Below are 23,678 nucleotides of genomic sequence, written 5' to 3'. Positions count from 1 at the left end.
CATAGTCGCCTTTGGGTCTTTTCGATGAGTTCAGCGGAGGCCGTCAGCTGGTTGATGTCCCCTTCTGCCCTGTAAGCGCCGAACCGGGCCTAGCCAGGAGCGCTGCGTTTCGCCGGGACGCTCATGATTCAAACTTCCAAACTGGAGGCTCAAATCTGCGCTATGCCATAAACCCGATGCTGCCCAACAAGCTGCGTGGCGTCCCTCGGTTAAACGACCGTCGTGTCCAGCCAACATAGTGAATCAGAAACACGGTGATTTGGGGATCCCAAATCGATTCAACCTAACCCCATCCCGCTTGAGAATTCAGCGCCGCAGCGCCGGCACTACCAGGAATGGGATCAAGCCGAGCACCACGTTGACCAGCGCAAATACGATCAGCGGGTTGTAGCTGTGGGTCCAGTCATGGATCAGGCCGCCGCTCCATGAGCCGAGTCCCGAGCCGAGGCCGCTGCCGATCATGATCGTGCCGTAGATCGTGCCGACGCGCTCGCCGCGGAAGATCTTCAGCGCGGTCGCGGTGATCAGGGGGCCGCGCGAGCCGATCATGCTGCCGAAGCAGATTACGAAGCCGGTCAACAGCCAGTAGTTTGGATACCACTGCAACAGCCAGAGCAGGATGATGCCGACGATCGAGACGCCGTAGCTGAACAGGACCGACGGCCGGCGGCCGATGATGCCGTCGAGCGTTGAGACGCCGAGCATGCCGACGAACAGCGCAACGCCGCTGAAGCCCCAAGCGGTTGCTGCCTGCAGCGGCGGAAAGCCGACATCGATCAGGTAGGCGACGATCTGCGCCGTGAGCGCGTACATCGCGACCGCGGTGAAGAAGAAGGTGGAGAACAACGCCCAGAAAGCATGGTAACGCATCGCGCTGAGCAGCGTCCAGCCCTCGTCGGCCAAGCCTGACTGGGCTTTCCTGACGACATGCGGCGAACCGCGCGCCAGCCGCCGCCATGGCAGCAGCAATAGCGGTATGAGCAGGCAAAGCGCTGTGGTGCCGAACACGTCATAGGCGCTGCGCCAGCCGATCCGGTCGATCAGGACCTGCGAGAGCGGGAGCAGCACCAGCAAGCCGGCGCCGGTCGCCGAGTACATCACCGCCATCGCGGTCGGAAGCCGCGGCCCGAACCAACGGCCGAGCAGGATCGAGTTCGACACGTTGCCGATCAACGCGGTGCCGAATCCGACGCAGAGGCCGACGCTGAGCTGGAATTGCCAGAGGGCTTGCGCATGCGCCGCAACCAGGAACGCGCAACCGAGCAGCAACATCCCGAGCGAATAAACCACGCGGGGACCCGAGCGATCGAACAGGCGGCCGACCAGCGGCGCGGTCAAACCGCTGGCGAGCCAGGTCAGCGAATAGACCGAGACGACTTGCGCGCGATCCCAGCCGAAGTTTTCCGAGATCGGTTTCAGGAACACGGTGAAGCTGTCGCTCAGGCCGCGGCCGAGCACCGACAGCACGAAACAGAGCGCCAGCACGTTCAACGCGACGCGTGACTGTTTCGGCGGCGCTGCGAGTGTGCCGTTCGGGTTCGTGGTCTGGTCCATCGGAAAGCAGGGAGCGCGCTTTCGGTGCTCCCTACAACCGACAAATGCGAATGCGCCTATGCAGGCTTGAGCAGGACGTGCCGCTTCTTGCCCATCGAGAGCTTGATGACTCCTTCCGGCGTCAAATCCGACGGTTTGAGCATTCTAGTCGTCATCGTTACCGTGACGTCGTTCACCTTGAGACCTCGCCCATCGATTAGGCGTTTTGCCTCTCCGATCGATTTGACCAATTCAGTGTCGCGAGCCGCTACCATGACAGGTACGCCATCTTCCTCGAAGAAGGCCTTTTTGAGCTCCTCCCGCATCGGATACGTCGGCAGCGTCTCGGCGAGCGCACCTTCCTCGAACGTACGCCGCGCGGTCTCGGCGGCCTCGTTCGCCGCGTCGCGGCCGTGGAGCAGGGCGGTGGCTTCCGTTGCCAGCACCTTTTTCGCCTCGTTGATCTCGCCGCCTTGCAACGCCGCAAGCTTGTTGATCTCGCTCATCGGCAGGATCGTGAACAGCTTGAGGAACTTGATGACGTCGGCGTCCTCGACATTGCGCCAGTATTGCCAGAAGTCGTAAGGCGAGAACTGATCGGCATTCAGCCACACCGCGCCCTTGGCCGTCTTGCCCATCTTGTCGCCGGAGGCGGTGGTGAGCAGCGGCGTGGTCAGCGCGAACAGTTGCGGCGTGCCCATGCGGCGGCCGAGATCGACGCCGTTGACGATGTTGCCCCACTGGTCGGAGCCGCCCATCTGCAGCCGGCAGCCGACGCGGCGCGACAGTTCGACAAAATCGTAGGCCTGGCAGACCATGTAGTTGAATTCGATGAAGCTCATCTCCTGCTCGCGCTCGAGCCGGAGCCGCACCGAGTCCATGGTCAGCATGCGGTTGACCGAGAAGTGGCGACCGATGTCGCGCAGCATCTCGATCCAGTTCAGCTTGGTCAGCCACTCGGCATTGTCGAGCATGATCGCGTCCGATTGCCCGTCGCCATAGCGCAGCACCTTGGCGAACACCCCGCGGATCGACGCCTTGTTGGCCTCGATCTCCGCGATCGTCCGCATCGCGCGCGTCTCGTCCTTGCCGGAGGGGTCGCCGACCATGGTGGTGCCGCCGCCCATCAGAGTGATCGGCTTGTTGCCGCTCTGCTGCAGCCAGTACAGCATCATCATGGTGAGGAAGTTGCCGATGTGCAGCGACGGTGCGGTGCAGTCGTAGCCGACATAGGCGGTCGCCTGGCCCTTCGCGGCAAGCGCGTCCAGGCCCTCGAAATCGGAGCATTGGTGGATGAAGCCGCGTTCCTGTAAAGTATTCAGGAAATCCGATTTAAATGCAGTCATTTGTCTGCGACTCAGAGCATTCGAGTTTTACGGTTTTTGCATCAATTTGCGGAACCTTGGTGCTCAAGCTGCCGCAGGCGGACGCGCTGTGGCATTATAGGATGTACTTGTTTGAGACAAGCCGGGGTTCCGGCTAGGGCGCGACCAAGATGATGCTGACGGCACTCGGTCTGATGAGCGGTACCTCGCTCGACGGCGTTGATGTGGCGTTAATCGAGACCGACGGCCGGCAGGTCCGGGCCTTCGGTCCTTCCGGCTATCGGCCCTATACGGACAGCGAGCGCGGCTTGCTCCGGCAGGCGCTGACGGAAGCCGTTCATCTGCCGCAGCGCGATGCCCGGCCGGGGGTCCTGCGGCAGGCCGAACAGGCCGTCACCATTGCCCATGCCGAGGCGGTTGCGACCTTCTCCGCGCAGCACCGGATCTCCTGCCAGGACATCGATATCGTCGGGTTCCACGGGCAGACCGTGCTGCACCGCCCTGAGCGGAAGCTGACGGTGCAGATCGGCGACGCCACGGCGCTGGCCAAGGCGATCCATATCCCGGTGATGCATGATTTCCGCGCCGCTGACGTCGAGGCCGGCGGGCAGGGCGCGCCGTTCGTGCCGGTCTATCACCGCGCGCTGGCGCAATCGCTGAATCGCGAGGGGCCGATCGTGGTGGTCAATATCGGCGGCGTGTCGAACATCACCTATATCGACGGCACGGATACGCTGATCGCCTGCGACACCGGCCCGGGCAATGCGTTGCTCGACGACTTCATGTACCGCGAGATGCATCAGCCGTTCGATACCGAAGGCCGGCTGGCCGCGCAGGGCAGGCCGGACGATGCTTGGATCGCCCAGGCGCTGAAGCTGCCGTTCTTTTCAGCTCCACCGCCAAAATCGCTCGATCGCAACGACTTCGCCCAGCTCAAGCTGAGCGCGATGGCGCCTGCCGACGGCGCCGCGACGCTGACCGCCTTCACCGCGGCGGCCATTGCCCGCGTCGTGCCGCTGCTGCCGAAGCCACCGAAGAGCTGGATCGTCTCGGGCGGGGGCGCCTCCAACCTCACCATGCTGCGGATGCTGCGCGAGCGGCTGGCACCGGCGACCGTGGAGGCCGCCCAGACGGTCGGCTGGGCATCCGACGCGATCGAGGCCCAGGCCTTCGGCTTCCTCGCCGCCCGCGGCCTGAAAGGCCTGCCGCTCAGCTATCCCGCCACCACGGGTGTGCCGATCCCGATGACTGGGGGCATCATCGCACGGCCGTGATTTGGATGCAGGTGCATCGACCTTGACGATTTAATGCAGATGCATGTAAAATTGGATGCAATTGCATTAAACGCGAGTTTCGCCATGGCCGCCCTGAAGCTGATCAGCCACAAGCTCTGCCCCTATGTGCAACGCGCGGTGATCGCGCTGCTCGAGAAGGGCGTGCCGTTCGAGCGGATCGACATCGATCTCGCGCACAAGCCGGACTGGTTTTTAAAGATCTCGCCGCTCGGCAAGGTGCCGGTTCTGGTCGTCACCGGCGACGACGGCAAGGAGGTCGCGCTGTTCGAGAGCAACGTGATCTGCGAATACATCGAGGAGACGCAGGCCGGCGCGAAGCTGCATCCGCAGGAGCCGCTCGCGCGCGCCGCGCATCGCGCCTGGATGGAGTTCGGTTCGGCCATTCTGAGCGATCTCTGGGGGCTCGAGACCGCCACCGATGCCGCGACGTTCGAGAGCAAGCGGCAAGCGGTTGCGGCGAAGTTCGCGCGCGTCGAGGCGGCCCTTTGCGGAGGCCCGTTCTTCGCCGGTCCGAACTTCAGTCTGGTGGATGCGGTGTTCGCGCCGGTCTTCCGCTATTTCGACGTGTTCGACCAACTGACCGATCTCGCTGTCTTCGCCGATACGCCGAAAGTGCGGGCGTGGCGTGCGGCGCTGGTGCAGCGGCCGAGCGTGCGGAGCGCTGTTTCGCCTGACTATCCGAACTTGCTGCGCGCGTTCCTGGTACGCCACGACGCGCACATGCTGAAACTCGCCGCGTAGCACCCCACGTCGCAGTCCGTTGCGTGGATCGCGCTAGTCGCCGCGGGCCTGCTCGATGTCGGCTGGGCGATCTCGATGAAATATGCCGAGGGCTATACGCGCCTCGGCTGGAGCCTGGTCTCGCTGGTTCTGCTCGCGGCGTTCGTGTTCCTGCTCGGGCGCGCGTTGCAGGTGCTCGGGGTCGGTGTTGCCTACACGGTGTGGACCGGCATCGGCGCAGTCGGCACGCTGACCATGGGCGTGCTACTGTTCAACGAGGCCCTGAACCCGATGAAGATCGCGGGAATCGCGCTTGTGCTGGTCGGCATTGCCGCACTGAAATTTGCGGCTGAATAAGCCACGTCCGTAGCCCGGATGGAGCGAATCCCAATCCGGGAATTCTATCCGCCGCAATAGTTCCGGATTTCGCTGCGCTTCATCCGCTACAAGGTTGGCAGCGAGCTTCAACGCACGTTGGCGAGACGCATGTCGAGATAGCCGGTCACCGTCTCCATCAGCGGCTCGAGTTTGCCGTCGAAGAAATGGTTGGCGCCGGGGATGATCTGCTGATCGATCACGATGCCCTTTTGCGTCTTCAGTTTCTCGACCAGCGTGTTGACGTCCTTGGCGGGCACCACGGCATCCTTGTCGCCGTGCACGATCAGGCCCGACGACGGGCAGGGCGCGAGGAACGAGAAGTCGTAGAGATTGGCCGGCGGCGCGATCGAGATGAAGCCCTCGACCTCCGGGCGTCGCATCAGGAGCTGCATGCCGATCCAGGCGCCGAACGAGAAGCCCGCGACCCAGCAGGCGCGCGCTTCCGGATTGATCGCCTGCGCCCAATCGAGCGCGCTTGCGGCATCAGACAATTCGCCGGTACCGTGATCGAACGAGCCCTGGCTGCGGCCGACGCCGCGAAAGTTGAAACGCAGCACCGAGAAGCCGCGATGCGCGAACGCGTAGTAGCACTGGTAGACGATCTGGTGGTTCATCGTGCCGTGGAACTGCGGATGCGGATGCAGGATCATCGCAATCGGCGCGTTCTTCTGCTTGGCTGGATGGTAGCGGCCTTCAAGGCGGCCAGCAGGGCCGGTGAAAATGACTTCAGGCATCGTGATCTCTTGCTTGATCCCTCGATTGATCCGTGCGCATCAACCGAATATGGGCTGACTTCATCGGCTTCTGCCGGATAAAGCGGCTCATCGAAGGGTGATCGGCGTCGCGGGCGTTCGCGCGGCGGACGGCGCTCGGTTAACTTTCGAGGCAGCTTCTAGCATGAGGCGTAGGGCAAAAAGCAAGCATCTTGAGCATCCGGAAGCCGGCCCACGCGTTGGGATCGTGATTGTACGGGACGCTGTCCGTCCCCACCTGCGATAAGAAGGGTGCAAGCGGGTGGCGACTCACGGTGGACACGGCCCCACTCGCCATTGAAGGTAATGTCGTAAGTCGATGTTCGAGCGCGTATATTTCGACTGGAATGCCACCACGCCGCTTCGCCCCGAGGCGAAGGCGGCGATGGCTGCGGCATGGGAGTTGAGCGGCAACCCGTCGTCGGTGCACAGCGAGGGCCGCAAGGCGCGCCGGCTTGTCGAGGATGCCCGCGCCGCCGTGGCAAAGGCCGTCGGCGGCCGGCCGCAGGACGTCGTGTTTTCATCAGGCGGAACGGAAGCCAACGCGCTGGCGCTGATGCCGGGGCTTCGGCGCGGAACGAGCGCGCCGGTGACGCGGTTGCTGACGTCGGCTGTCGAGCACGCCTCGGTGCTCGCGGGCGGACGATTCGCGCCCGATGTAATCGGATCGATCGGCGTCACGCGCTCTGGCGTCGTCGATCTCGACGACTTGCGCGCTCTGCTGAATGACGGGCCGCCCGCGTTGGTGTCGGTAATGCTCGCAAACAATGAGACCGGCGCGATTCATCCGGTGGCTGAGGTTGCCGAGATCGTCCATCGGGCCGGTGGTCTGCTCCATGTCGACGCCATCCAGGCGTTCGGAAAGATTCCGTTCGACCTTGCCTCGACGCAGGCGGACCTGCTGTCGCTGTCGGCGCACAAGATCGGCGGACCGAAGGGCGTCGGCGCGCTGGTCCTCGCCGAGGGTGTGGAGGGGCTGGAGGCGCTGCTGCGCGGTGGTGGCCAGGAACTGGGGCGCCGGGCAGGAACGGAGAATGTCGCCGGCATTTCCGGTTTCGGCGCTGCCGCGAAGACGGCGATGGCGGCGTTGAAGGTCGACGCCGCAAGGGTGCGAGGGCTGCGCGATCGTCTGGAGCACGGACTACGGCAAACTCCGGGTCTGGTGGTCTTCTCTGACGATGTGCAGAGGTTGCCAAATACCGTTCTGTTCACTGCGCCTGGGATGAGGGCCGAGACCGCAGTTATCGGGTTCGATCTCTCGGGCGTGGCGGTGTCCTCGGGTTCCGCGTGCTCGTCGGGCAAGGTCCAGCCGTCCCATGTCTTGGCGGCAATGGGATACCGTCAGGAGCTCGCGCAGGGAGCGGTGCGGCTCAGTCTTGGCTGGTCTACCAACGAGACAGACGTGGATTTGGCGCTCAAGGCTTGGCGAAAGCTCGCCGATACCCTAGTTAAGGGGGAGCGACGAAACACAGCTTGAACTGTTCTAAGCAGGTGATTTCGTCTCCAAAGCATCGTAATAGACTTTCGGAACTGAGATCCACCGCGGTCCTTGAAACCGCGAGCGGAGGATTAAATGCCTGCTGTACAAGAGACGGTCGAGCGCGTCCGGCGCATCGACGTCGATCAGTATCGATATGGGTTCGAGACGCTGATCGAGTCCGACAAGGCCCCCAAGGGGCTGTCGGAAGACACCGTCCGATTTATCTCCGCAAGAAAGGGCGAGCCGGCCTGGATGCTGGAATGGCGCCTGGAGGCGTTCCGCCGGTGGCTGACCATGACCGAGCCGACCTGGGCGCGTGTCGACTATCCGAAGATCGACTACCAGGACATCTACTATTACGCGGCGCCGAAGCCGAAGAAGGCGCTGTCATCGATCGACGAGATCGATCCGGAAATCCTCAAGACCTACGAGAAGCTGGGCATCCCGCTTCGTGAGGTCGCGATTCTCGAAGGCGTCGAGCCCGCCCCCGGCGGCGAGCCGTCGGCCAACCGCAAGATCGCGGTCGACGCCGTGTTCGATTCGGTCTCGGTTGCCACCACGTTCAAGGTGGAGCTGAAGAAGGCCGGCGTGATCTTCATGCCGATCTCGGAGGCGATCCGCGAGCACCCCGAGCTGGTGCAAAAGTATCTCGGCAGCGTGGTGCCGACCTCCGACAATTTCTTCGCGACGCTGAATTCGGCGGTGTTCTCCGACGGCTCGTTCGTCTACGTGCCGCCGGGCGTGCGCTGCCCGATGGAGCTGTCGACCTATTTCCGCATCAACGAGCGCAATACCGGCCAGTTCGAGCGCACGCTGATCATCGCGGACAAGGGCTCCTACGTCTCCTATCTGGAAGGCTGCACCGCGCCGCAGCGCGACGAGAACCAGCTGCACGCCGCCGTGGTTGAGCTCGTCGCGCTCGACGACGCCGAGATCAAGTATTCGACGGTGCAGAACTGGTACCCCGGCAATTCGGAAGGCAAGGGCGGCATCTACAATTTCGTCACCAAGCGTGGCGACTGCCGCGGCAAGCATTCGAAGATCTCCTGGACCCAGGTGGAGACCGGTTCGGCGATCACCTGGAAATATCCGAGCTGCATCCTGCGCGGCGACAATTCGAGCGGCGAGTTCTACTCGATCGCGATCTCGAACGGCTTCCAGCAGGTCGACTCTGGCACCAAGATGCTTCACCTCGGCAAGAACACGTCGAGCCGGATCATCTCCAAGGGCATCGCCGCCGGCAAGTCGCAGAACACCTATCGCGGCCTGGTCAGCGCCCACCGCAAAGCCACCGGCGCGCGCAACTACACCGCCTGCGACTCGCTCCTGATCGGCGACAAGTGCGGCGCGCATACCGTGCCCTATGTCGAGGCCAAGAACTCCTCCGCGACGTTCGAGCACGAGGCCACCACCTCGAAGATCTCCGAGGACGTGCTGTTCTACTGCATCCAGCGCGGGCTCTCGCAGGAGGAGGCCGTCGGTCTCGTCGTCAACGGCTTCGTGAAGGACGTGCTGCAGCAACTGCCGATGGAGTTCGCGGTGGAAGCGCAGAAGCTGATCTCGATCAGCCTTGAAGGTTCGGTTGGCTAAATCCCACCCCGCCGACGGTTGCGCATGACGCGCCTCGGATGATGTTCAGGAAAAATGTGATGTCATTGCTCGAAGTGAAAGATCTGAAGGTCCGTGTCGAGGAGCGTGAGATTCTTCACGGGCTCTCGCTCACGGTGAATCCGGGCGAGGTGCACGCGATCATGGGGCCGAACGGCTCCGGCAAGTCGACGCTGAGCCACGTCATCGCCGGCAAGCCGGGTTACGAGGTCACCGACGGACAAATCCTGTTCCGGGGCGAGGACCTGCTGGAGATGGAGCCGAACGAGCGGGCCGCGAAGGGCGTGTTCCTGGCGTTCCAGTATCCGGTCGAGATTCCCGGCGTGACCACCTGGAACTTCCTGCATGCCGCGCTGAACGCGCAGCGCAAGGCGCGCGGCGAGGAGGAGATATCGTCGCCGGCCTTCCTCAAGAAGGTCCGCGAGGTCGCCAAGTCCTTGAACGTCCCGCAGGACATGCTCAAGCGCGGCGTCAATGTCGGCTATTCCGGCGGCGAGAAGAAGCGCAATGAGATCCTGCAGATGGCGCTGTTCGAGCCGGCCGTCTGCATCCTCGACGAAATGGATTCCGGCCTCGACATCGACGCGCTGCGGATCGCGGCGGACGGAGTCAACGCCCTGCGTTCGCCGGAGCGCGCGATGGTGGTGATCACCCACTATCAGCGGCTGCTCAACTACATCGTGCCCGACTTCGTGCACGTGATGTCGAAGGGCCGGGTCGTCAAGAGCGGCGGCAAGGAGCTGGCGCTGGAGCTGGAAGAGTCCGGCTACACGCAATTCGAGGATGCCGCCTGACAGGGACGGGTTTTCAGATGAACGTTGTTGCAAAGACCGAGACCGGGCGCGCGCTGGGCGATGCTTTCGCCGTCGTGCGCGACCGTCTGCCGGGCAAGGGCAAGATCGCCGATCAGCGGCGCCAGGCGTTCGAGGCCTATGAGCGCCTGGGCCTGCCGCACCGCCGCATCGAGGACTGGAAATACACCGATCTGCGCGCGCTGATGCGCGAGGTGCTGCCGCTCGCGGCGGCGCCGGATGCCACCGCGGTCGATCGCGCCGCCGCGACCGCGAAGTCGCGAGCGATCGATGGCGTGTGCCGTCTGGTGCTGGTCGACGGCGCCTTCGCGCCGACGCTGTCCGATCTGGGCAATCTCGAAAAGGGGCTCAGCGTCCGCCCGCTGCGCGAAGTGCTCGACGCCGGCGACGGCGCGCTCTCGGCGCAGGCGTTTGCCTCGGACAATTCCAATCCGATGATCGCGCTGAACGGCGCCATGGCGACCGATGGTGTCGTCATCGACGTCGCCGATGGCACGGTGCTGTCGCAGCCGCTGCACATCGTCCACGTGGCGACCGGCGCCACCCCGGCCGCGATGTTCACGCGGTCGCTGCTCCGGCTCGGCCGCGATACCGGTGCGACGTTGGTCGAGAGCTATCTCGCCGCTGATGGCGTCAAGGCCTACCAGGCCTACGACGCGCTGGTCGTCGCGATCGGCGACAACACGCGGCTCGATCACATCCGCCTGGTCGAAGACGCCATCGAGGCCTTCAACATCTCCTCGGCGACCGTGTCGCTCGGCGCGCACGCGCATTTCAACACATTCGGCATGACCAGCGGCGGCCATGTCAGCCGCTACCAGCTCACGATCGCGTTCGCCGGCGAGGGCTCGAGGGTCGAGACCAACGGCGTCAACCTGATCAAGGGCACTCAGCACGCCGACACCACGCTATTCCTGGACCATGCGGTGCCGAACTGTGCGAGCCGCGAGGTCTTCCGCGCCGTCGTCGACGGCCGTGCGCACTCCGTATTTCAGGGCCGCATCGTCGTTCGCCCCGATGCCCAGAAGACCGACGCCAAGATGATGACCCGCGCGCTGCTGCTGTCCGACGAGGCGGAGGCCGACAACAAGCCGGAGCTCGAGATCTTCGCCGATGACGTCACCTGCGGCCACGGCGCGACCGCCGGCGCGCTCGACGAGAGCCTGCTGTTCTACATGCGCGCCCGCGGCCTGCCGGAGAAGGAAGCGCAGGCGCTGCTGATCCAAGCGTTCGTCGGCGAGGCGATCGAGACGATTGCCAACGATGACTTGCGCGAGATCGCGATCGCGACCGCGCGGCGTTGGCTCGAGGCGAGGGCGTGAGGATGCATCCGGCAGTGGCCAACGGCGCTTACGACGTCGCCCGCGTGCGGCAGGATTTTCCGGCGCTGGCCATGCAGGTCTATGGCAAGCCGCTGGTCTATCTCGACAACGCCGCCTCGGCGCAGAAGCCGAATGCGGTGCTCGATCGCATGACCGAGGCTTACAAGACTGAGTATGCCAACGTGCATCGCGGTCTGCACTACCTCGCCAACGCCGCGACGGAAGCCTATGAGGGCGCCCGCGGCAAGGTCGCGAAGTTCGTCAACGCACGCCGCAACGAGGAGATCGTTTTCACCCGCAACGTCACCGAGGCGATTAACCTCGTAGCGTCGTCCTGGGGCGAGCCGAACATTGGGGAAGGCGACGAGATCGTCGTCTCGATCATGGAGCACCACTCCAACATTGTGCCCTGGCACTTCCTGCGGGAACGCCATGGCGCCGTCATCAAGTGGGCGCCGGTCGACGATGAGGGCAATTTCCTGATCGAGGAGTTCGAGAAGCTCCTGACCCCGCGCACCAGGATCGTCGCGATCACCCAGATGTCGAACGCACTCGGCACCTTGGTGCCGGTGAAAGAGGTCGTCCGGCTGGCCCATGCCCGCGGCATTCCGGTGCTGGTCGACGGCGCCCAGGGCGCGGTGCACCTGCCGGTTGACGTGCAGGACCTCGATTGCGATTTCTATGCGTTCACCGGCCACAAGGTCTACGGGCCGACCGGCATCGGCGTGCTCTACGCCAAGCATGGGCACCTGGTGGCGATGCGGCCGTTCAACGGCGGCGGCGAGATGATCCGCGAGGTCGCCAGGGACTGGATCACCTATGGCGATCCGCCGCACAAGTTCGAGGCCGGAACGCCACCGATAGTCGAGGCGATCGGGCTTGGCGCTGCGATCGACTACGTCAATTCGATCGGCAAGGAGCGGATCGCTGCGCATGAGCACGGCCTGCTCACCTATGCGCAGGAGCGCCTGCGCGAGATCAACTCGCTGCGCCTGATCGGCACCGCCCGCAACAAGGGCCCGGTGATCTCGTTCGAGATGAATGGCGCACACCCCCACGACGTCGCGACCGTGATCGACCGGCAGGGCATTGCCGTGCGCGCCGGCACCCATTGCGTGATGCCGCTTTTAGAGCGGTTCAACGTCACGGCCACCTGCCGCGCGTCGTTCGGGATGTATAATACGCGTGAAGAAGTCGACCATCTGGCACAAGCGCTGCTCAAGGCGCGGGATTTGTTCGCATGACCGACACAGCCGAAGTCAAGCCGGCCACCATCGAAACCAGCTCCGCGCTGCCCGTGGAGGAGACCGAGCGCCTGAGCGCTGAAATCATCGCCGCGCTGAAGACGGTGTTCGACCCGGAAATCCCGGCCGACATCTACGAGCTCGGCCTGATCTACAAGGTCGACCTCAAGGACGATCGCTCTGTCGACATCGTGATGACCCTGACCACGCCGAATTGCCCGGCTGCCGGCGAGCTGCCGACGATGGTGGAGAACGCGGTCGCGAGCGTCCCCGGCGTCGGCGTCGTCAACGTCAACCTGGTGTGGGACCCGGCCTGGACGCCGGATCGGATGTCGGACGAGGCGCGCCTCGTTCTCAATATGTGGTGATGCGCTACATTGCCAAAATTATCAGGTGTCATCGAAACAGCACTTTACGTCGATGATCTCGACCGCGCGGGCGTGTTCTACACGGATGTGCTCGGTCTTGAGCCGCTGACGAGCGACGCGCGGTTTCTCGCGTTTGATGTGGGCGGCCGCAACGTTCTTCTGCTGTTTCGTCGTGGCGCGACGCTGGAAGTGGTTCATCTCCCCGGCGGCACCATACCGCCCCATGACGGAAGCGGGCCGATTCACGCGGCGTTTGCAATTGCCGGGGACGAGCTGCCGGCGTGGGAGAAGCGGCTTGGCGAGCACGATGTCGCGATCGAAGCCAGGACTGATTGGCCGCGCGGGGGGAAGAGCATCTACTTCCGCGATCCGGACAATCACCTGCTCGAACTGGTCACGCCGGGCGTATGGGCGATCTACTAGGTTCTAGCCAATTCCAGGATATGAGGCCTTCACAGCCGAAATTTCGTTGTTACTTCTAAGTTCGAGGATGTCGCCGCCCTGCGGCGAAGGAGAGGCGCTACGATGGATACCACCGCACCAGTCGCCAAGCCGAAGCCGCGGCCGCGCCCGCAGGTCATGAAGCTGACCGATGCAGCGGCCCAGCGGATCACGGAACTTGCCAAGCGCGCCGATTCCGAGATCGTCGGTCTTCGCGTCGGCATCAAGAACGGTGGCTGCGCCGGGCAGTCCTACACCGTCGAATACGCCCACGAGGTCCGCCCGACCGACGAAGTGGTCGAGGACAAGGGTGTGAAGATCCTGGTCGATCCGAAGGCTGTGTTGTTCCTGCTCGGCACCGAGATGGACTACGTGGCCGACAAGATGCAGGCTCAGTTCGTCTTCAACAACCCGAATCAGGTCTCGGCCTGCGGCTGCGGCGAGTCGGTGCAGCTCAAGCCAGCCAAGGTCTAGTTTTCCGCGCCTCCGGCCTTGGCCTGAGGAGCCATGCCTTGCGCGGCGTCGGAGGATGATCGGGCAAGGGGTAGGGGCGCCGGCATATGGACCGCGAATTCCTGATCGACCTGTTCACAGATTTCGGCCCGGTCACGCTGCGCCGAATGTTCTCCGGCTATGGCATCTCCGCCGACGGCACCAATTTCGCGCTGGCGCTGCGCGCCGGGCTCTACTTCCGCGCTGACGACGAAACCATTCCGCAATTCGAGGCGGAAGGATCGAAGCCCTTTTCGTACCAGACACGGTCCAAGATCGTCACGGTCAATTCGTATTGGCAGTTGCCGGCGCGGCTGTTCGACGATTCCGAGGAGCTTGCAGTGTGGGCGCGGTTGGCACTCGCCGCCGCCCAGCGCGCCGCGCTGCGCAAGCGGCCCAGGGCGCGGAAGCCGCCTGTAAAGAAGGCCGCCGGCAAAAAGGGGGCGGTGAGAAGGGCGGCGGCGAGGCGGTCTTCGGCCAAGAAGAAGGGCGCGCCAACGAAAAGGTCCTCATCCTGAGAGGCCGTATGCATCCCCGTCATTGCGAGGAGCTCGCGACAAAATTGCAAAGCAATTTTGCGCTGAAGCGACGAAGCAATCCATTGTTCCGCATGTTCGGCTGGATGGATTGCTTCGCTTCGCTCGCAATGACGTGGAGAAACGCAGGGTAGGCAAAGCGACTCGATCGCGCTTAGAGATCGTGGGCACGGCGCTGCGCGCCTTTGCCCGCCCTGCAAAGGCGACTACGCCACGCGGTTCTGCGTCTCGGCGCTGTATTCCGGATCGGCTTCGCAGATCACGCGGTTGCGGCCGGCGCGCTTGGCGGCATAGAGGCATGCATCGGCACGCTCGATCAGGGAATCCGTGTCGTCGCCCGGCTTCAGCATGGAGACGCCGACCGAAATGGTGACGCGGCCAAGGATCTCGCCGGTGGACTTCTTCTTCAATTCCTTGGCCATCACCGCGCGCCGGATATGGTCGGCGACCGTCAGCGCCTGGCGCAGCGCGGTATTGGGCAGCACCACCGCGAATTCCTCGCCGCCGTAGCGGGCTGTGATATCCTGGCCCTTGATGGTCTGCCTCAGCGACTGCGCGACCAGCCGCAGCACCTGGTCGCCGGTGAGGTGACCATAGGAGTCGTTGAACGACTTGAAGTGGTCGATGTCGAACATCAGGAGCGACAACGGTTCGCTGCTGGCGAGCGCGGCCTGCACCGCCATGTCGATCGAGCGGTCGAAATACTTCCGGTTACCGAGGCCGGTCAGCGGATCGGTCAGGCTCTCGGCGCGGATCGCTTCGAGACTGTGCTGCAGATCACTGATCTCGGACCTGGAGAGAGCAAGCCGCGCTTCCAGCGCCAAGTTGGTCTCGCGCATCTCTCGAGTCGATTTCACCAGCCCCTCGACGATGGCCTTGATCTGGTCGCGCGTCGTTGCGGTCGCGAGCCTGTCGCTGGCGCCGGCCAGGCTTGCGTCGTAGGCCGCCGATACGCCCAGCGCATCGGTGATCAGCTTCATGACGTCGTCGATCTCGCCGATGACGCGGGCGCCGACCTTGTCGATGCGGTCGGATGTCTTGATGTGCGAAAGGTAGGTTTCGTAGATTTGTTCAAGATCGGCTTCGCTGAGCGTTCCACTGCGCGCCAGCGTCTCGTTGATGATCTTGTTGAGGGGGGCGTTGTATCCGGTCGCGTAGACGTACCAGATTTCATAGTTGCGGGGGACTGCGGTCTGACGAAGGGAGCGGATCTGGCAAAGCGCGACTTCGGCGAATGCCAATGTGCGTTCGTGTTCGTCCAGCAGTTTGACCACTGTTACGTCCTCAATAGCGAGTGGCGCCGGCTATTTTCCAGCAGCAATGACTAAATTATCGAGCCGACGGTACGGGACGAGAGTGAAGGCGAGGTAAACAGTAGAATTACGGGAAACCGGGCATGGAATCTGCGCTGATTTGTTTCAAACGCAAGCACGCTGTCGGCGAGGCAGGCCGTTCGAGAGCGCGCCTCGCTTGGAACCAATTAGACCAAAGTTTGAGCCCTAGACCCGGGCACGCACCGGGCGCAGCAGGAAGGCTGGCAGATGCGAGTGATCGGCGGGCTCGTGGTCGACCTCGCGCTGCGGTCGTCGCGGCTCGCTGCGACCAATCGAGGGGACGTGTTGCGCTGCCGCTTGCGGCTGGGCGCCGTTGCGGCCGCCCTGACGCGGCTCGCGTTCATGGCGGGGTTCGCGCTCGCGGCGCGGCTTGCGACCACTGCGGGCGCCGTCGCGTGAACCATCGCGGCTGCGCGACCGGCGCGGCGCTTCAGCCTCGTCGGACGCCTCGCTGTGAACGGTATAGTCACCCTCGGCGCGCGGGATTTGCTGGCCGATCAGCTTTTCAATCGCGGCGATCGACTTGCTGTCGAGCGGGGTGACGATGGAGATTGCGGTGCCGGTCCGTCCGGCGCGACCGGTGCGGCCGATGCGGTGGACATAGTCATCGGGATGATGCGGCACGTCGAAGTTGAAGACGTGGCTGACGGCCGGAATATCGAGGCCGCGGGCGGCGACATCGGAAGCCACGAGCAGGGGCAGTTCGCCCTTGCGGAATTGATCGAGCGCGGCCATTCGAGCGGTCTGGTCCATGTCGCCGTGCAGGGCACCGACGCTGAAGCCGTGCTTCTGAAGCGACTTGTGAAGAATGGCGACCTCGCGCTTGCGATTGCAGAAGATAATCGCGTTGTTGAGATCCTTGGCTTCGCGCAGCAGACGGCGGAGGATTTCGCGTTTCTCGTGGGGCTCACGGCCCGCGGGCACCTGCGACTGGCTCACTGTCACCGCTGTCGTCGCGGGCCTGGAAACTTCCACCTTGGCCGGATTGTGCAGGAAGGCCTCGGTGACGCGGCTGATCTCCGGCGGCATGGTCGCAGTGAAGAACAGGGTCTGCCGCGTGAAGGGGACGAGCTTGCAGATGCGTTCGATGTCGGGGATGAAGCCCATGTCGAGCATCCGGTCGGCCTCGTCGATCACCAGCAGCTCGACGCCGGTGAGCAGCAGGCCGCCGCGTTCCGTGTGGTCAAGCAGGCGGCCGGGCGTTGCGATCAGGACGTCGACGCCGCGCATCAACTTGGAGTCCTGGTCGCCGAACGAGACGCCGCCGATCAGGAGCGCCACGTTGAGCTTTTGGCCGGCGCCATATTTGTCGAAATTCTCCTTCACCTGGGCGGCGAGCTCGCGGGTCGGCTCGAGGATCAGGGTGCGCGGCATTCGTGCCCGGGCGCGGCCCTTTTCGAGGATCGTGAGCATCGGGAGAACGAAGGCGGCGGTCTTGCCGGTGCCGGTCTGGGCGATGCCGAGGACGTCGCGGCGGGCGAGAACGTGGGGGATCGCCTGTTCCTGGATGGGGGTGGGGGTGGTGTAACCTGCGGCCGCAACTGCGGTTTGGACCTTGTCGGACAGGCCTAGATTGGAAAAGGACATTGAGCCTCTGGTCGATACCGCCGTTCGGAATCGAAGGTAAAAGGCTGTCGCGTTCGGCCCCGAAACGGCTCGCTTCTCAAAAAAGCTCGGGGGCTCTGTGTGACGCTGACGGGCGGCAAACCTGACAAATCGCGCTTCGATCCGAGGGCCGCGTTAAGCTGGAACATAGGGTCCAAACCGGCAAAGTCAATCTTGGAACCTGCCCCATGGCCGAAAAAGCTTAATGTTTTCGCACAAATAAGCGTCCTATCCGTCACTTTCCGGTCAAATGACCGGCGGAGTCGCGAGGGCGGGGCTGCAGCGGCACCTGGCGCGCGGCGGCTCCTGAACTCGCCGGGGCGTTCCGCAGGATCGCGGGGCGGGCAACGCCACGTCACGCTGGGAGCGCCGGATCACCCGGTAATCGCCCGGCGACATGCGACCGCGTTGAAGGCCCGATAGAGCGTCGCAAGGCTATCGAAACCGCTGGCAAAGGCATCTCTGCGATCGGCCGCTCGGTCAGAACCGGCCTGCTGCCGACCGACGTGCCGGCGGCGACCGAAGGCCAGGAAGAACTGGTGCGCGACGCCTCGGTTCTCGCCGACCGCATCATCGAGCGGTTGCAGAACAAGAAGGTGCGGACCTCGATCCTGGTGTTCGACGCCTGCCGCAACAATCCGTTCGAGCGCCCCGGCACGCGCGCCGTTGCGGGCGGCGGCGGGCTCGCCCTGATGACGCAGCTGCCGGGGGGGCGTGTTCTCGGTGTTTTCGGCGGGACCGCGGCAAACCGCGCTCGATCGACTCTCGAATGACGACACCAATCCCAACTCGGTGTTCACCCGGACCTTTGCCAGCGAGCTGCTGCAGCCCGGAGAAAACCTGGTGCAGGTCGCGCAGCGCACGCGGCGTCTGGTGAGCGAGATGGCCGAGACGGTGAAGCACAAGCAGATCCCGGTGTATTTCGATCAGATGGTCGACGACGTCTTCCTCAACGGAGCATCCTTTTCCGTTTGATTGGCGTTACAATCCGGATCCAGGGTCTGTGAGCAATGAGGATGGCGGCATGGATGCAGGCAATCGGGAGCAACCGAAAGCGCGCGCGATGAAAGTGCGCTGTTGCGTGGTCGGTGGCGGCCCCGCCGGCATGATGCTCGGCTACCTGCTCGGACGCGCCGGGATCGAGGTCGTGGTGCTGGAGAAGCACGCCGACTTCTTCCGCGACTTCCGCGGCGACACCGTGCATCCCTCGACCTTGCAGGTGATGGACGAACTCGGGCTGATCGACGGCTTCCTGAAACTTCCGCACCAGCAATTGCAGAAGCTCGAGGGCATGTTCGGCGGCACGCCGGTGCGTATTGCCGACCTCAGTCGCGTCAACATCAAATATCCCTTCATCGCGTTCATGCCGCAGTGGGACTTCCTGAATTTCCTGCGCGACAGCGGCAAGCGCTTCGCGTCGCTGAATGTGTTGATGAGCACGGAGGCGACCGACCTGATCCGGCGCGGCGACACCGTCGCGGGCGTTCGCGCGAAGACGCCGGACGGGACGATCGACATCGAGGCGGATCTCACGATCGCCTGTGATGGTCGCCATTCCACGGTGCGCGCGTGTGCCGGACTCGCGGTCGAGGAGATCGGCGCGCCGATGGACGTGCTGTGGTTTCGCGTCGGGCGGCGGCCGGACGAAACGGAGAATCTGTTCGCGCGCGTCGAATCCGGCAAGATGCTGGTGACGTTCGATCGTGGCGGCTATTGGCAATGCGCCTATGTGATCGCGAAGGGACAGTATGACACCGTGAAGGCGAGGGGCTTGCCGGCGCTGCTCGACGATGTCGTACGGATCGCACCGGTCCTTAAATCAGGCATCGCCGAGGTGAAGAGTTTCGACGACGTCAAGCTGCTCACGGTGGCGATCAACCGCCTGACCCGCTGGGCCCGTCCCGGTCTGCTGTGCATCGGCGATGCCGCGCACGCGATGTCGCCGGTCGGCGGCGTCGGCGTTAACCTCGCGGTGCAGGACGCGGTCGCGACCGCCAATATCCTGGCGGCGAAGCTAGCGCGCGGCTGTCCGTCGGAGGACGAGCTCGATGCCGTCAGGCGGCGGCGCGAATTTCCCGTGCGTGTGACGCAGCGCATGCAGGTGATCGCGCAGAACAACATCATCACCGTGGCGCTGAAATCGGGCGGTCAGCCGCTGGAAGTGCCGCTCGCCGTGCGGGTAGTCACGGCGGTGCCATGGCTGCAGGGGCTGCTCGCGCGCCTTGTCGGCGTGGGCGTGCGGCCCGAGCACGTGCATTCGCCGGCGCAGAGCTGAGGACTGGCCATGCGTTCGCGAAAGCCCCGACGTTGGCCGGGGCTTTCATGTCCGAAGCTTAGGCCATGATCGAATAGCCGCCGTCGACGGGGATGGCGGTGCCGGTGACGAAGTCTGACGCTGGTGAAGCCAGAAACACGGCGATGCCTGCGAAGTCATCGATCGCGCCCCAGCGCGCCGCCGGGGTCCGCGCCAGCACGCGGTCGTGAAGGCCGGCGACCTGCTGGCGCGCGCCCCGCGTCAGGTCGGTGTCGATCCAGCCGGGCAGGATGGCGTTGACCTGGATGTTGTCCGGCGCCCAGGCGTTGGCGCAGGCGCGCGTGAACTGCACGATGCCGCCTTTGCTCGCGGCATAGGCCGGGGCGAAGCTCGCGCCGAAGATCGACATCATCGAACCGATATTGATGACCTTGCCGCGGCCGGAAGCCTTCAACGCCGGATAGGCCGCCTTCGAGCACACAAAGGCGCTGGTGAGGTTGGTGTCGATGACCTTGCTCCACTCATCGAGCTCCAGCTCGTGCGGCGGCTTGCGGATGCTCATGCCGGCGTTGTTGATGAGAATGTCGATCCGGCCGAGCTCCTTGACGACACGCTCGACCATTGCAGCGACCGCCGACTTGTCGGTGACGTCGGTCGCTACCGCGATCGCCTTGACGCCGCGTTGGCTGAGATCCTCGACGGCCGCTCGCGACTTCTCTTCGTTGCGGCCGACGACGGCAATCGCAGCACCCGCGTCGGCGAGGCCGCGCGCCATGCCGAGCCCGATGCCGCCATTGCCGCCGGTGACGACAGCGACCTTGCCGGAGAGATCGAACAGTTCTTTCTTCATTGTTGTTGTCCGCCTTGTTTTGGAACCGATGCGCAGAGTGCCCGATCATCGCGGGCTCGACCAGACCAGGATCCTACCGACGGCCCTGCGCGAGGGACAATCTCCAACGGAGTTCCTTCGCCGCGCGCAGCGGGGCGCGCGCGGGCAACAAAAAAAGCCCCGGACAATGCCGGGGCTCTTGAGCAGCGATTGCGCAGGACCAGTACTTGATCAGTACTTAGCGACCACCGGGCCGCTCCAGTTGAAGCGGTAGACCAGCGACGTGCTGATGGTCTGCACGAAGGGCTTGAAGGTGATGTCGCGGCCGTTCGACAGGTTGGTGCCATCGGCCAGCTCGGAGATGGCCTTGCTGTCGTAGTAGGCAGCGCGATATTCGGTCTTCATGAACCAGCCCGGCGCGGTGATGCCGAAGAAGTTCAGGTTGTTCTCGACGCCGCCGCCGACGAACCAGCCGCTGCGATCGAAGCCGTTGGTGTGCAGACCGGCGGGCAGAGCGCTAGCCGTGTCGAACAGCGTCGTGCCCTTCCAGTGCGAGTTGGAATAGCCGGCGTTCACGTACGACAGAACGTTCGGCGCAATCAGGTAGCCGAGGCGGACGCCGGCAGCCCAGTTGTAGTCGTTCTTGATGTTGCCGGCGAGGAACCCGACCTGATCCTGAATGGTGCCCTTGAGGCTGCCGAACTGGCCGTCAGCGAACACACCGAAGACCCAGCTCGGGCTGACCTGCCAGTCGTAACCGGCGCCAACCGTGCCGAACCAGCCGTCGCCGCCCTGCCGCTGATTGAAGCCCAGGATGCTCGCACCCGTGGTGGTCGACTGGATGCCGGTGTCAGCGTCCCAGAGACCGCCGCCGCCGCCGCCGAAAATGTAGAAGCCGGTCCAGCTCGGCGCTACCGGGAGCGGGGCAGGAGCCTTGGTGTAGGGGCGGGCGGCAAGGTCAGCCGCCGACGCCGATGCCGTCATCGCAGCAACCGCGGTCAGAGCGAGCAGAAACTTCTTCATTATTAGATCCTCGGCTTTTGCGTTCGGTCGGGTCGCTGGGGACTGGCGCTGGCGCCGATTCCCGTAACTCATGGCACTATACGTGGTCGCGCCAGAAATGCTGTTGCGGGTGGGACACAACCGGCCGAAAACGGAACAGGCTCTTGGCCTAAAGCGGCCTCCGCCGCCCTTAAAAGGCAAGTGGCCGCTCCCCATGGGAAGCGGCCAAAAAAGACATCCGAAATCAATAGGTTGAAGTTTAGACGTCGAGCATGTCGTCGCTCGCGAATTCGGCCTTGTCGGAGATGAAGGCAAAGCGAGCTTCCGCTTTCGTGCCCATCAGCCGCTCGACCGAGTCCGCGGTGCCCTCGCGATCGTCGGCCAGCAGCACCACCCGCAGCAGCGTGCGCTTGGCTGGATCCATGGTGGTTTCCTTGAGCTGCGTGGGCATCATCTCGCCGAGGCCTTTGAAGCGGCTGATGTCGACCTTCGCATTGGCGTTGAATTGGCTCTTCAGCAGCGCATCCTTGTGGGCGTCATCGCGGGCGTAGACCGATTTGGTGCCGTGGGTCAGTTTGTAGAGTGGTGGCACGGCGAGATAGAGGTGCCCCTCATCGATCAGCCGCGGCATCTGCCGGTAGAAGAAGGTGATCAGCAGCGAAGCGATATGCGCGCCGTCGACGTCGGCGTCGGTCATGATAATGATGCGCTGATAGCGCAGATCCTCTTCGCGGTAATGCGCGAGCGTGCCGCACCCGATCGCCTGCACGAGGTCGGAGAGCTGGGCGTTGGCCATCAACTTGTCCTTGCCGGCGGAGGCGACGTTGAGAATCTTTCCGCGCAGCGGCAGCACGGCCTGGGTCTTGCGATCGCGCGCCTGCTTGGCGCTGCCGCCTGCCGAGTCGCCTTCCACGATGAAGAGCTCTGAGCCTTCGGTCCCGGCGTCTGTGCAATCGGCGAGCTTGCCGGGGAGGCGGAGCTTCTTGCCCGCGGTCTTGCGCGCGGTCTCCTTCTCCTGGCGGCGGCGCAGCCGCTCCTCGGCTCGATCGATCACGAAATCCAGCAGCCTGTTGGCCTGGTTCGGATTGGCCGACAGCCAGTGGTCGAACGGATCCTTCATCGCCTGTTCGACGATGCGCTGTGCTTCGGCGGTGGCGAGGCGATCCTTGGTCTGGCCCTGGAATTCAGGTTCGCGCACGAACACCGAGAGCATGACGGCTGCGCCCACCATCACGTCTTCCGAGGTGACGGAGGCCGCGCGCTTGCCCTGGCCGACGCGCTCAGCGTGGTCCTTCAGACCACGCAGCAGCGCGCTGCGCAAACCGCTTTCGTGGGTGCCGCCATCGGGGGTCGGCACGGTGTTGGTGTAGGACGACAGGAAGCCGTCGGCGTCCGCGGTCCAGGCCACCGCCCATTCACAGGCGCCGTGCGCGCCGCTGCGGCCGGACTTGCCGGAGAAGATATCCTGATGCACCAGCGTGTCGGCGTGGATCGCCGCGGCGAGATAGTCCTTCAGGCCACCGGGGAAATGGAAGCTTGCCTCGGCCGGGACGTCCTCGATGCCCTTCAACAGCTCCTGGTCGCAGTGCCAGCGAATTTCGACGCCGCCGAACAGGTAGGCCTTCGAGCGCGTCATCTTGAACAGGCGCTGCGGCTTGAAGGTCGCCTTGGCGCCGAAAATCTCGGTGTCCGGCTTGAAGCGGATGCGGGTGCCGCGGCGGTTGTTGACCTTGCCGAGGTCTTCGAGCTTGCCCTTGGGATGGCCGCGCTCGAAGGTCATGCGGTAGAGCTTCTGGCTGCGCGCGACCTCGACCTCGAGCCGCGAAGAGAGGGCGTTGACGACCGAGACGCCGACGCCGTGCAGACCGCCCGAGGTTTCATAGACCTTGGAATCGAATTTGCCGCCCGAATGCAGCGTGCACATGATGACTTCGAGCGCTGACTTCTTCGGGAATTTCGGGTGCGGGTCAACCGGAATGCCGCGGCCGTTGTCGGTCACGGTCAGGAAGCCGTCAGCGGTCAACTCCACCTCGATGAAGGTGGCGTGGCCTGCCAAGGCCTCGTCCATCGAGTTGTCGATCACCTCGGCGAACAGGTGATGCAGCGCCTTCTCGTCGGTGCCGCCGATATACATGCCAGGCCGCCGGCGGACCGGCTCCAGCCCCTCCAGCACCTCGATGTCAGCCGCTGTATAGCCGGCTTCAGCGCCCCCAGAGGACCGGGCGGCGACCTTCAGCGGCGCTCGCCCCTTCGGTTCAGGGGCTTCGAACAAGTCGTCGGCTGATTTGCTTTTAGCGTTTTGTTTTAGAGATTTAGCCATGGATCTTCATATGGCGCGCGAGCATTGG

The 23,678-nt window shown here is 64.0% G+C and carries 21 protein-coding genes and 1 pseudogene; 14 read left to right on the top strand and 8 right to left on the bottom strand.

The window, feature by feature from the left end; translation table 11 throughout:
- Positions 1-306: 306 nt before the first annotated feature.
- A complete protein-coding gene (locus tag MTX23_RS19290; protein WP_280971793.1) occupies positions 307-1,554 on the bottom strand; it encodes an MFS transporter in 1,248 nt (415 codons plus the stop codon).
- A gap of 56 nt (positions 1,555-1,610) precedes the next feature.
- Positions 1,611-2,879 (bottom strand): tyrosine--tRNA ligase, encoded by a 1,269-nt coding sequence (gene tyrS, locus MTX23_RS19285; RefSeq protein ID WP_280971792.1) that lies wholly within the window; start codon positions 2,877-2,879, stop codon positions 1,611-1,613.
- 149 nt (positions 2,880-3,028) lie between these two features.
- Between tyrS and MTX23_RS19280 the strand changes: the two genes are divergently transcribed.
- From MTX23_RS19280 to MTX23_RS19270, 3 genes are all read left to right on the top strand, one after another.
- The gene (locus MTX23_RS19280; protein WP_280971791.1) at positions 3,029-4,132 is read left to right on the top strand and encodes an anhydro-N-acetylmuramic acid kinase; all 1,104 of its coding nucleotides are present in this window, start codon (positions 3,029-3,031) and stop codon (positions 4,130-4,132) included.
- Positions 4,133-4,216: 84 nt separating this feature from the next.
- A complete protein-coding gene (locus MTX23_RS19275) occupies positions 4,217-4,894 on the top strand; it encodes a glutathione S-transferase family protein (RefSeq protein ID WP_280971790.1) in 678 nt (225 codons plus the stop codon).
- A gap of 75 nt (positions 4,895-4,969) precedes the next feature.
- Complete coding sequence (locus MTX23_RS19270) at positions 4,970-5,230, top strand: SMR family transporter (RefSeq protein WP_280971789.1); 261 nt, start codon at positions 4,970-4,972, stop codon at positions 5,228-5,230.
- 107 nt (positions 5,231-5,337) lie between these two features.
- Here the strand turns inward: MTX23_RS19270 and MTX23_RS19265 are convergent, their stop codons facing one another.
- Positions 5,338-5,985, bottom strand: coding sequence for an alpha/beta hydrolase (locus tag MTX23_RS19265; protein ID WP_280971788.1), 648 nt, complete (start codon positions 5,983-5,985; stop codon positions 5,338-5,340).
- 337 nt (positions 5,986-6,322) lie between these two features.
- Here MTX23_RS19265 and MTX23_RS19260 point away from each other — a divergent pair, with 337 nt between their 5' ends.
- The 9 genes from MTX23_RS19260 to MTX23_RS19220 all read left to right on the top strand — a co-directional run bounded on the left by MTX23_RS19260 (position 6,323) and on the right by MTX23_RS19220 (position 14,288).
- Positions 6,323-7,480 (top strand): cysteine desulfurase family protein, encoded by a 1,158-nt coding sequence (locus MTX23_RS19260; RefSeq protein ID WP_280971787.1) that lies wholly within the window; start codon positions 6,323-6,325, stop codon positions 7,478-7,480.
- Between the two features lie 96 nt (positions 7,481-7,576).
- A complete protein-coding gene (gene sufB, locus MTX23_RS19255; RefSeq protein ID WP_280971786.1) occupies positions 7,577-9,073 on the top strand; it encodes a Fe-S cluster assembly protein SufB in 1,497 nt (498 codons plus the stop codon).
- Positions 9,074-9,132: 59 nt separating this feature from the next.
- Complete coding sequence (gene sufC, locus MTX23_RS19250) at positions 9,133-9,885, top strand: Fe-S cluster assembly ATPase SufC (RefSeq protein WP_280971785.1); 753 nt, start codon at positions 9,133-9,135, stop codon at positions 9,883-9,885.
- Between the two features lie 17 nt (positions 9,886-9,902).
- The gene (gene sufD, locus MTX23_RS19245; protein WP_280971784.1) at positions 9,903-11,225 is read left to right on the top strand and encodes a Fe-S cluster assembly protein SufD; all 1,323 of its coding nucleotides are present in this window, start codon (positions 9,903-9,905) and stop codon (positions 11,223-11,225) included.
- Entirely contained in the window at positions 11,222-12,469 is a 1,248-nt protein-coding gene (locus MTX23_RS19240; RefSeq protein ID WP_280971783.1) for a cysteine desulfurase, read from the top strand. The genes sufD and MTX23_RS19240 overlap by 4 nt, the downstream gene beginning before the upstream one ends.
- A complete protein-coding gene (locus tag MTX23_RS19235; RefSeq protein ID WP_280971782.1) occupies positions 12,466-12,837 on the top strand; it encodes an SUF system Fe-S cluster assembly protein in 372 nt (123 codons plus the stop codon). Before MTX23_RS19240 ends, MTX23_RS19235 begins: the two co-directional genes overlap by 4 nt.
- A 9-nt stretch (positions 12,838-12,846) precedes the next feature.
- A complete protein-coding gene (locus MTX23_RS19230; RefSeq protein WP_280971781.1) occupies positions 12,847-13,260 on the top strand; it encodes a VOC family protein in 414 nt (137 codons plus the stop codon).
- Positions 13,261-13,362: 102 nt separating this feature from the next.
- A complete protein-coding gene (locus MTX23_RS19225; RefSeq protein WP_280971780.1) occupies positions 13,363-13,752 on the top strand; it encodes an iron-sulfur cluster assembly accessory protein in 390 nt (129 codons plus the stop codon).
- An 86-nt stretch (positions 13,753-13,838) separates the two neighbouring features.
- Positions 13,839-14,288 (top strand): TfoX/Sxy family protein, encoded by a 450-nt coding sequence (locus MTX23_RS19220; RefSeq protein ID WP_280971779.1) that lies wholly within the window; start codon positions 13,839-13,841, stop codon positions 14,286-14,288.
- Positions 14,289-14,512: 224 nt separating this feature from the next.
- Here MTX23_RS19220 and MTX23_RS19215 read toward each other — a convergent pair whose 3' ends face one another.
- Together MTX23_RS19215 and MTX23_RS19210 are read right to left on the bottom strand one after the other, a co-directional pair.
- Positions 14,513-15,580, bottom strand: coding sequence for a GGDEF domain-containing protein (locus MTX23_RS19215; protein WP_280971778.1), 1,068 nt, complete (start codon positions 15,578-15,580; stop codon positions 14,513-14,515).
- 225 nt (positions 15,581-15,805) lie between these two features.
- The gene (locus MTX23_RS19210; protein ID WP_280971777.1) at positions 15,806-17,227 is read right to left on the bottom strand and encodes a DEAD/DEAH box helicase; all 1,422 of its coding nucleotides are present in this window, start codon (positions 17,225-17,227) and stop codon (positions 15,806-15,808) included.
- A gap of 509 nt (positions 17,228-17,736) precedes the next feature.
- Here MTX23_RS19210 and MTX23_RS19205 point away from each other — a divergent pair.
- Both MTX23_RS19205 and MTX23_RS19200 read left to right on the top strand, forming a co-directional pair.
- A pseudogene (locus MTX23_RS19205) lies at positions 17,737-18,202 on the top strand (caspase family protein); the annotation flags it as partial.
- 67 nt (positions 18,203-18,269) lie between these two features.
- Positions 18,270-19,520: an FAD-dependent oxidoreductase gene (locus MTX23_RS19200; RefSeq protein WP_280971776.1), complete on the top strand. Its 1,251-nt coding sequence runs from the start codon at positions 18,270-18,272 to the stop codon at positions 19,518-19,520.
- 58 nt (positions 19,521-19,578) lie between these two features.
- Here the strand turns inward: MTX23_RS19200 and MTX23_RS19195 are convergent, their stop codons facing one another.
- The 3 genes from MTX23_RS19195 to parE form a co-directional block, all read right to left on the bottom strand.
- Positions 19,579-20,349 carry a glucose 1-dehydrogenase gene (locus MTX23_RS19195; RefSeq protein ID WP_280971775.1) on the bottom strand — a complete coding sequence of 257 codons (771 nt, stop codon included), beginning with the start codon at positions 20,347-20,349 and terminating at the stop codon, positions 19,579-19,581.
- A gap of 210 nt (positions 20,350-20,559) precedes the next feature.
- Complete coding sequence (locus MTX23_RS19190; protein WP_280971774.1) at positions 20,560-21,351, bottom strand: porin family protein; 792 nt, start codon at positions 21,349-21,351, stop codon at positions 20,560-20,562.
- A 238-nt stretch (positions 21,352-21,589) separates the two neighbouring features.
- Positions 21,590-23,650, bottom strand: coding sequence for a DNA topoisomerase IV subunit B (gene parE, locus MTX23_RS19185; RefSeq protein WP_280971773.1), 2,061 nt, complete (start codon positions 23,648-23,650; stop codon positions 21,590-21,592).
- Between the last annotated feature and the right edge of the window lie 28 nt (positions 23,651-23,678).

This window comes from Bradyrhizobium sp. ISRA436 (assembly GCF_029910015.1).
Classification (GTDB): Bacteria; Pseudomonadota; Alphaproteobacteria; order Rhizobiales; family Xanthobacteraceae; genus Bradyrhizobium.
This window is presented reverse-complemented; position numbering and strand designations above follow the sequence as displayed.

Bases quoted from the DNA above. Each gene is read 5' to 3' on its own strand.
- MTX23_RS19265 (WP_280971788.1), bottom strand. From the start codon at position 5,985: ATGCCTGAAGTCATTTTCACCGGCCCTGCTGGCCGCCTTGAAGGCCGC.
- MTX23_RS19190 (WP_280971774.1), bottom strand. From the start codon at position 21,351: ATGAAGAAGTTTCTGCTCGCTCTGACCGCGGTTGCTGCGATGACGGCA.
- parE (WP_280971773.1), bottom strand. From the start codon at position 23,650: ATGGCTAAATCTCTAAAACAAAACGCTAAAAGCAAATCAGCCGACGAC.
- sufB (WP_280971786.1), top strand. From the start codon at position 7,577: ATGCCTGCTGTACAAGAGACGGTCGAGCGCGTCCGGCGCATCGACGTC.
- MTX23_RS19280 (WP_280971791.1), top strand. From the start codon at position 3,029: ATGATGCTGACGGCACTCGGTCTGATGAGCGGTACCTCGCTCGACGGC.
- MTX23_RS19260 (WP_280971787.1), top strand. From the start codon at position 6,323: ATGTTCGAGCGCGTATATTTCGACTGGAATGCCACCACGCCGCTTCGC.
- MTX23_RS19290 (WP_280971793.1), bottom strand. From the start codon at position 1,554: ATGGACCAGACCACGAACCCGAACGGCACACTCGCAGCGCCGCCGAAA.
- MTX23_RS19235 (WP_280971782.1), top strand. From the start codon at position 12,466: ATGACCGACACAGCCGAAGTCAAGCCGGCCACCATCGAAACCAGCTCC.
- MTX23_RS19225 (WP_280971780.1), top strand. From the start codon at position 13,363: ATGGATACCACCGCACCAGTCGCCAAGCCGAAGCCGCGGCCGCGCCCG.
- MTX23_RS19275 (WP_280971790.1), top strand. From the start codon at position 4,217: ATGGCCGCCCTGAAGCTGATCAGCCACAAGCTCTGCCCCTATGTGCAA.
- MTX23_RS19195 (WP_280971775.1), bottom strand. From the start codon at position 20,349: ATGAAGAAAGAACTGTTCGATCTCTCCGGCAAGGTCGCTGTCGTCACC.
- MTX23_RS19270 (WP_280971789.1), top strand. From the start codon at position 4,970: ATGAAATATGCCGAGGGCTATACGCGCCTCGGCTGGAGCCTGGTCTCG.
- tyrS (WP_280971792.1), bottom strand. From the start codon at position 2,879: ATGACTGCATTTAAATCGGATTTCCTGAATACTTTACAGGAACGCGGC.
- MTX23_RS19220 (WP_280971779.1), top strand. From the start codon at position 13,839: ATGGACCGCGAATTCCTGATCGACCTGTTCACAGATTTCGGCCCGGTC.
- sufC (WP_280971785.1), top strand. From the start codon at position 9,133: ATGTCATTGCTCGAAGTGAAAGATCTGAAGGTCCGTGTCGAGGAGCGT.
- MTX23_RS19210 (WP_280971777.1), bottom strand. From the start codon at position 17,227: ATGTCCTTTTCCAATCTAGGCCTGTCCGACAAGGTCCAAACCGCAGTT.
- MTX23_RS19200 (WP_280971776.1), top strand. From the start codon at position 18,270: ATGGATGCAGGCAATCGGGAGCAACCGAAAGCGCGCGCGATGAAAGTG.
- sufD (WP_280971784.1), top strand. From the start codon at position 9,903: ATGAACGTTGTTGCAAAGACCGAGACCGGGCGCGCGCTGGGCGATGCT.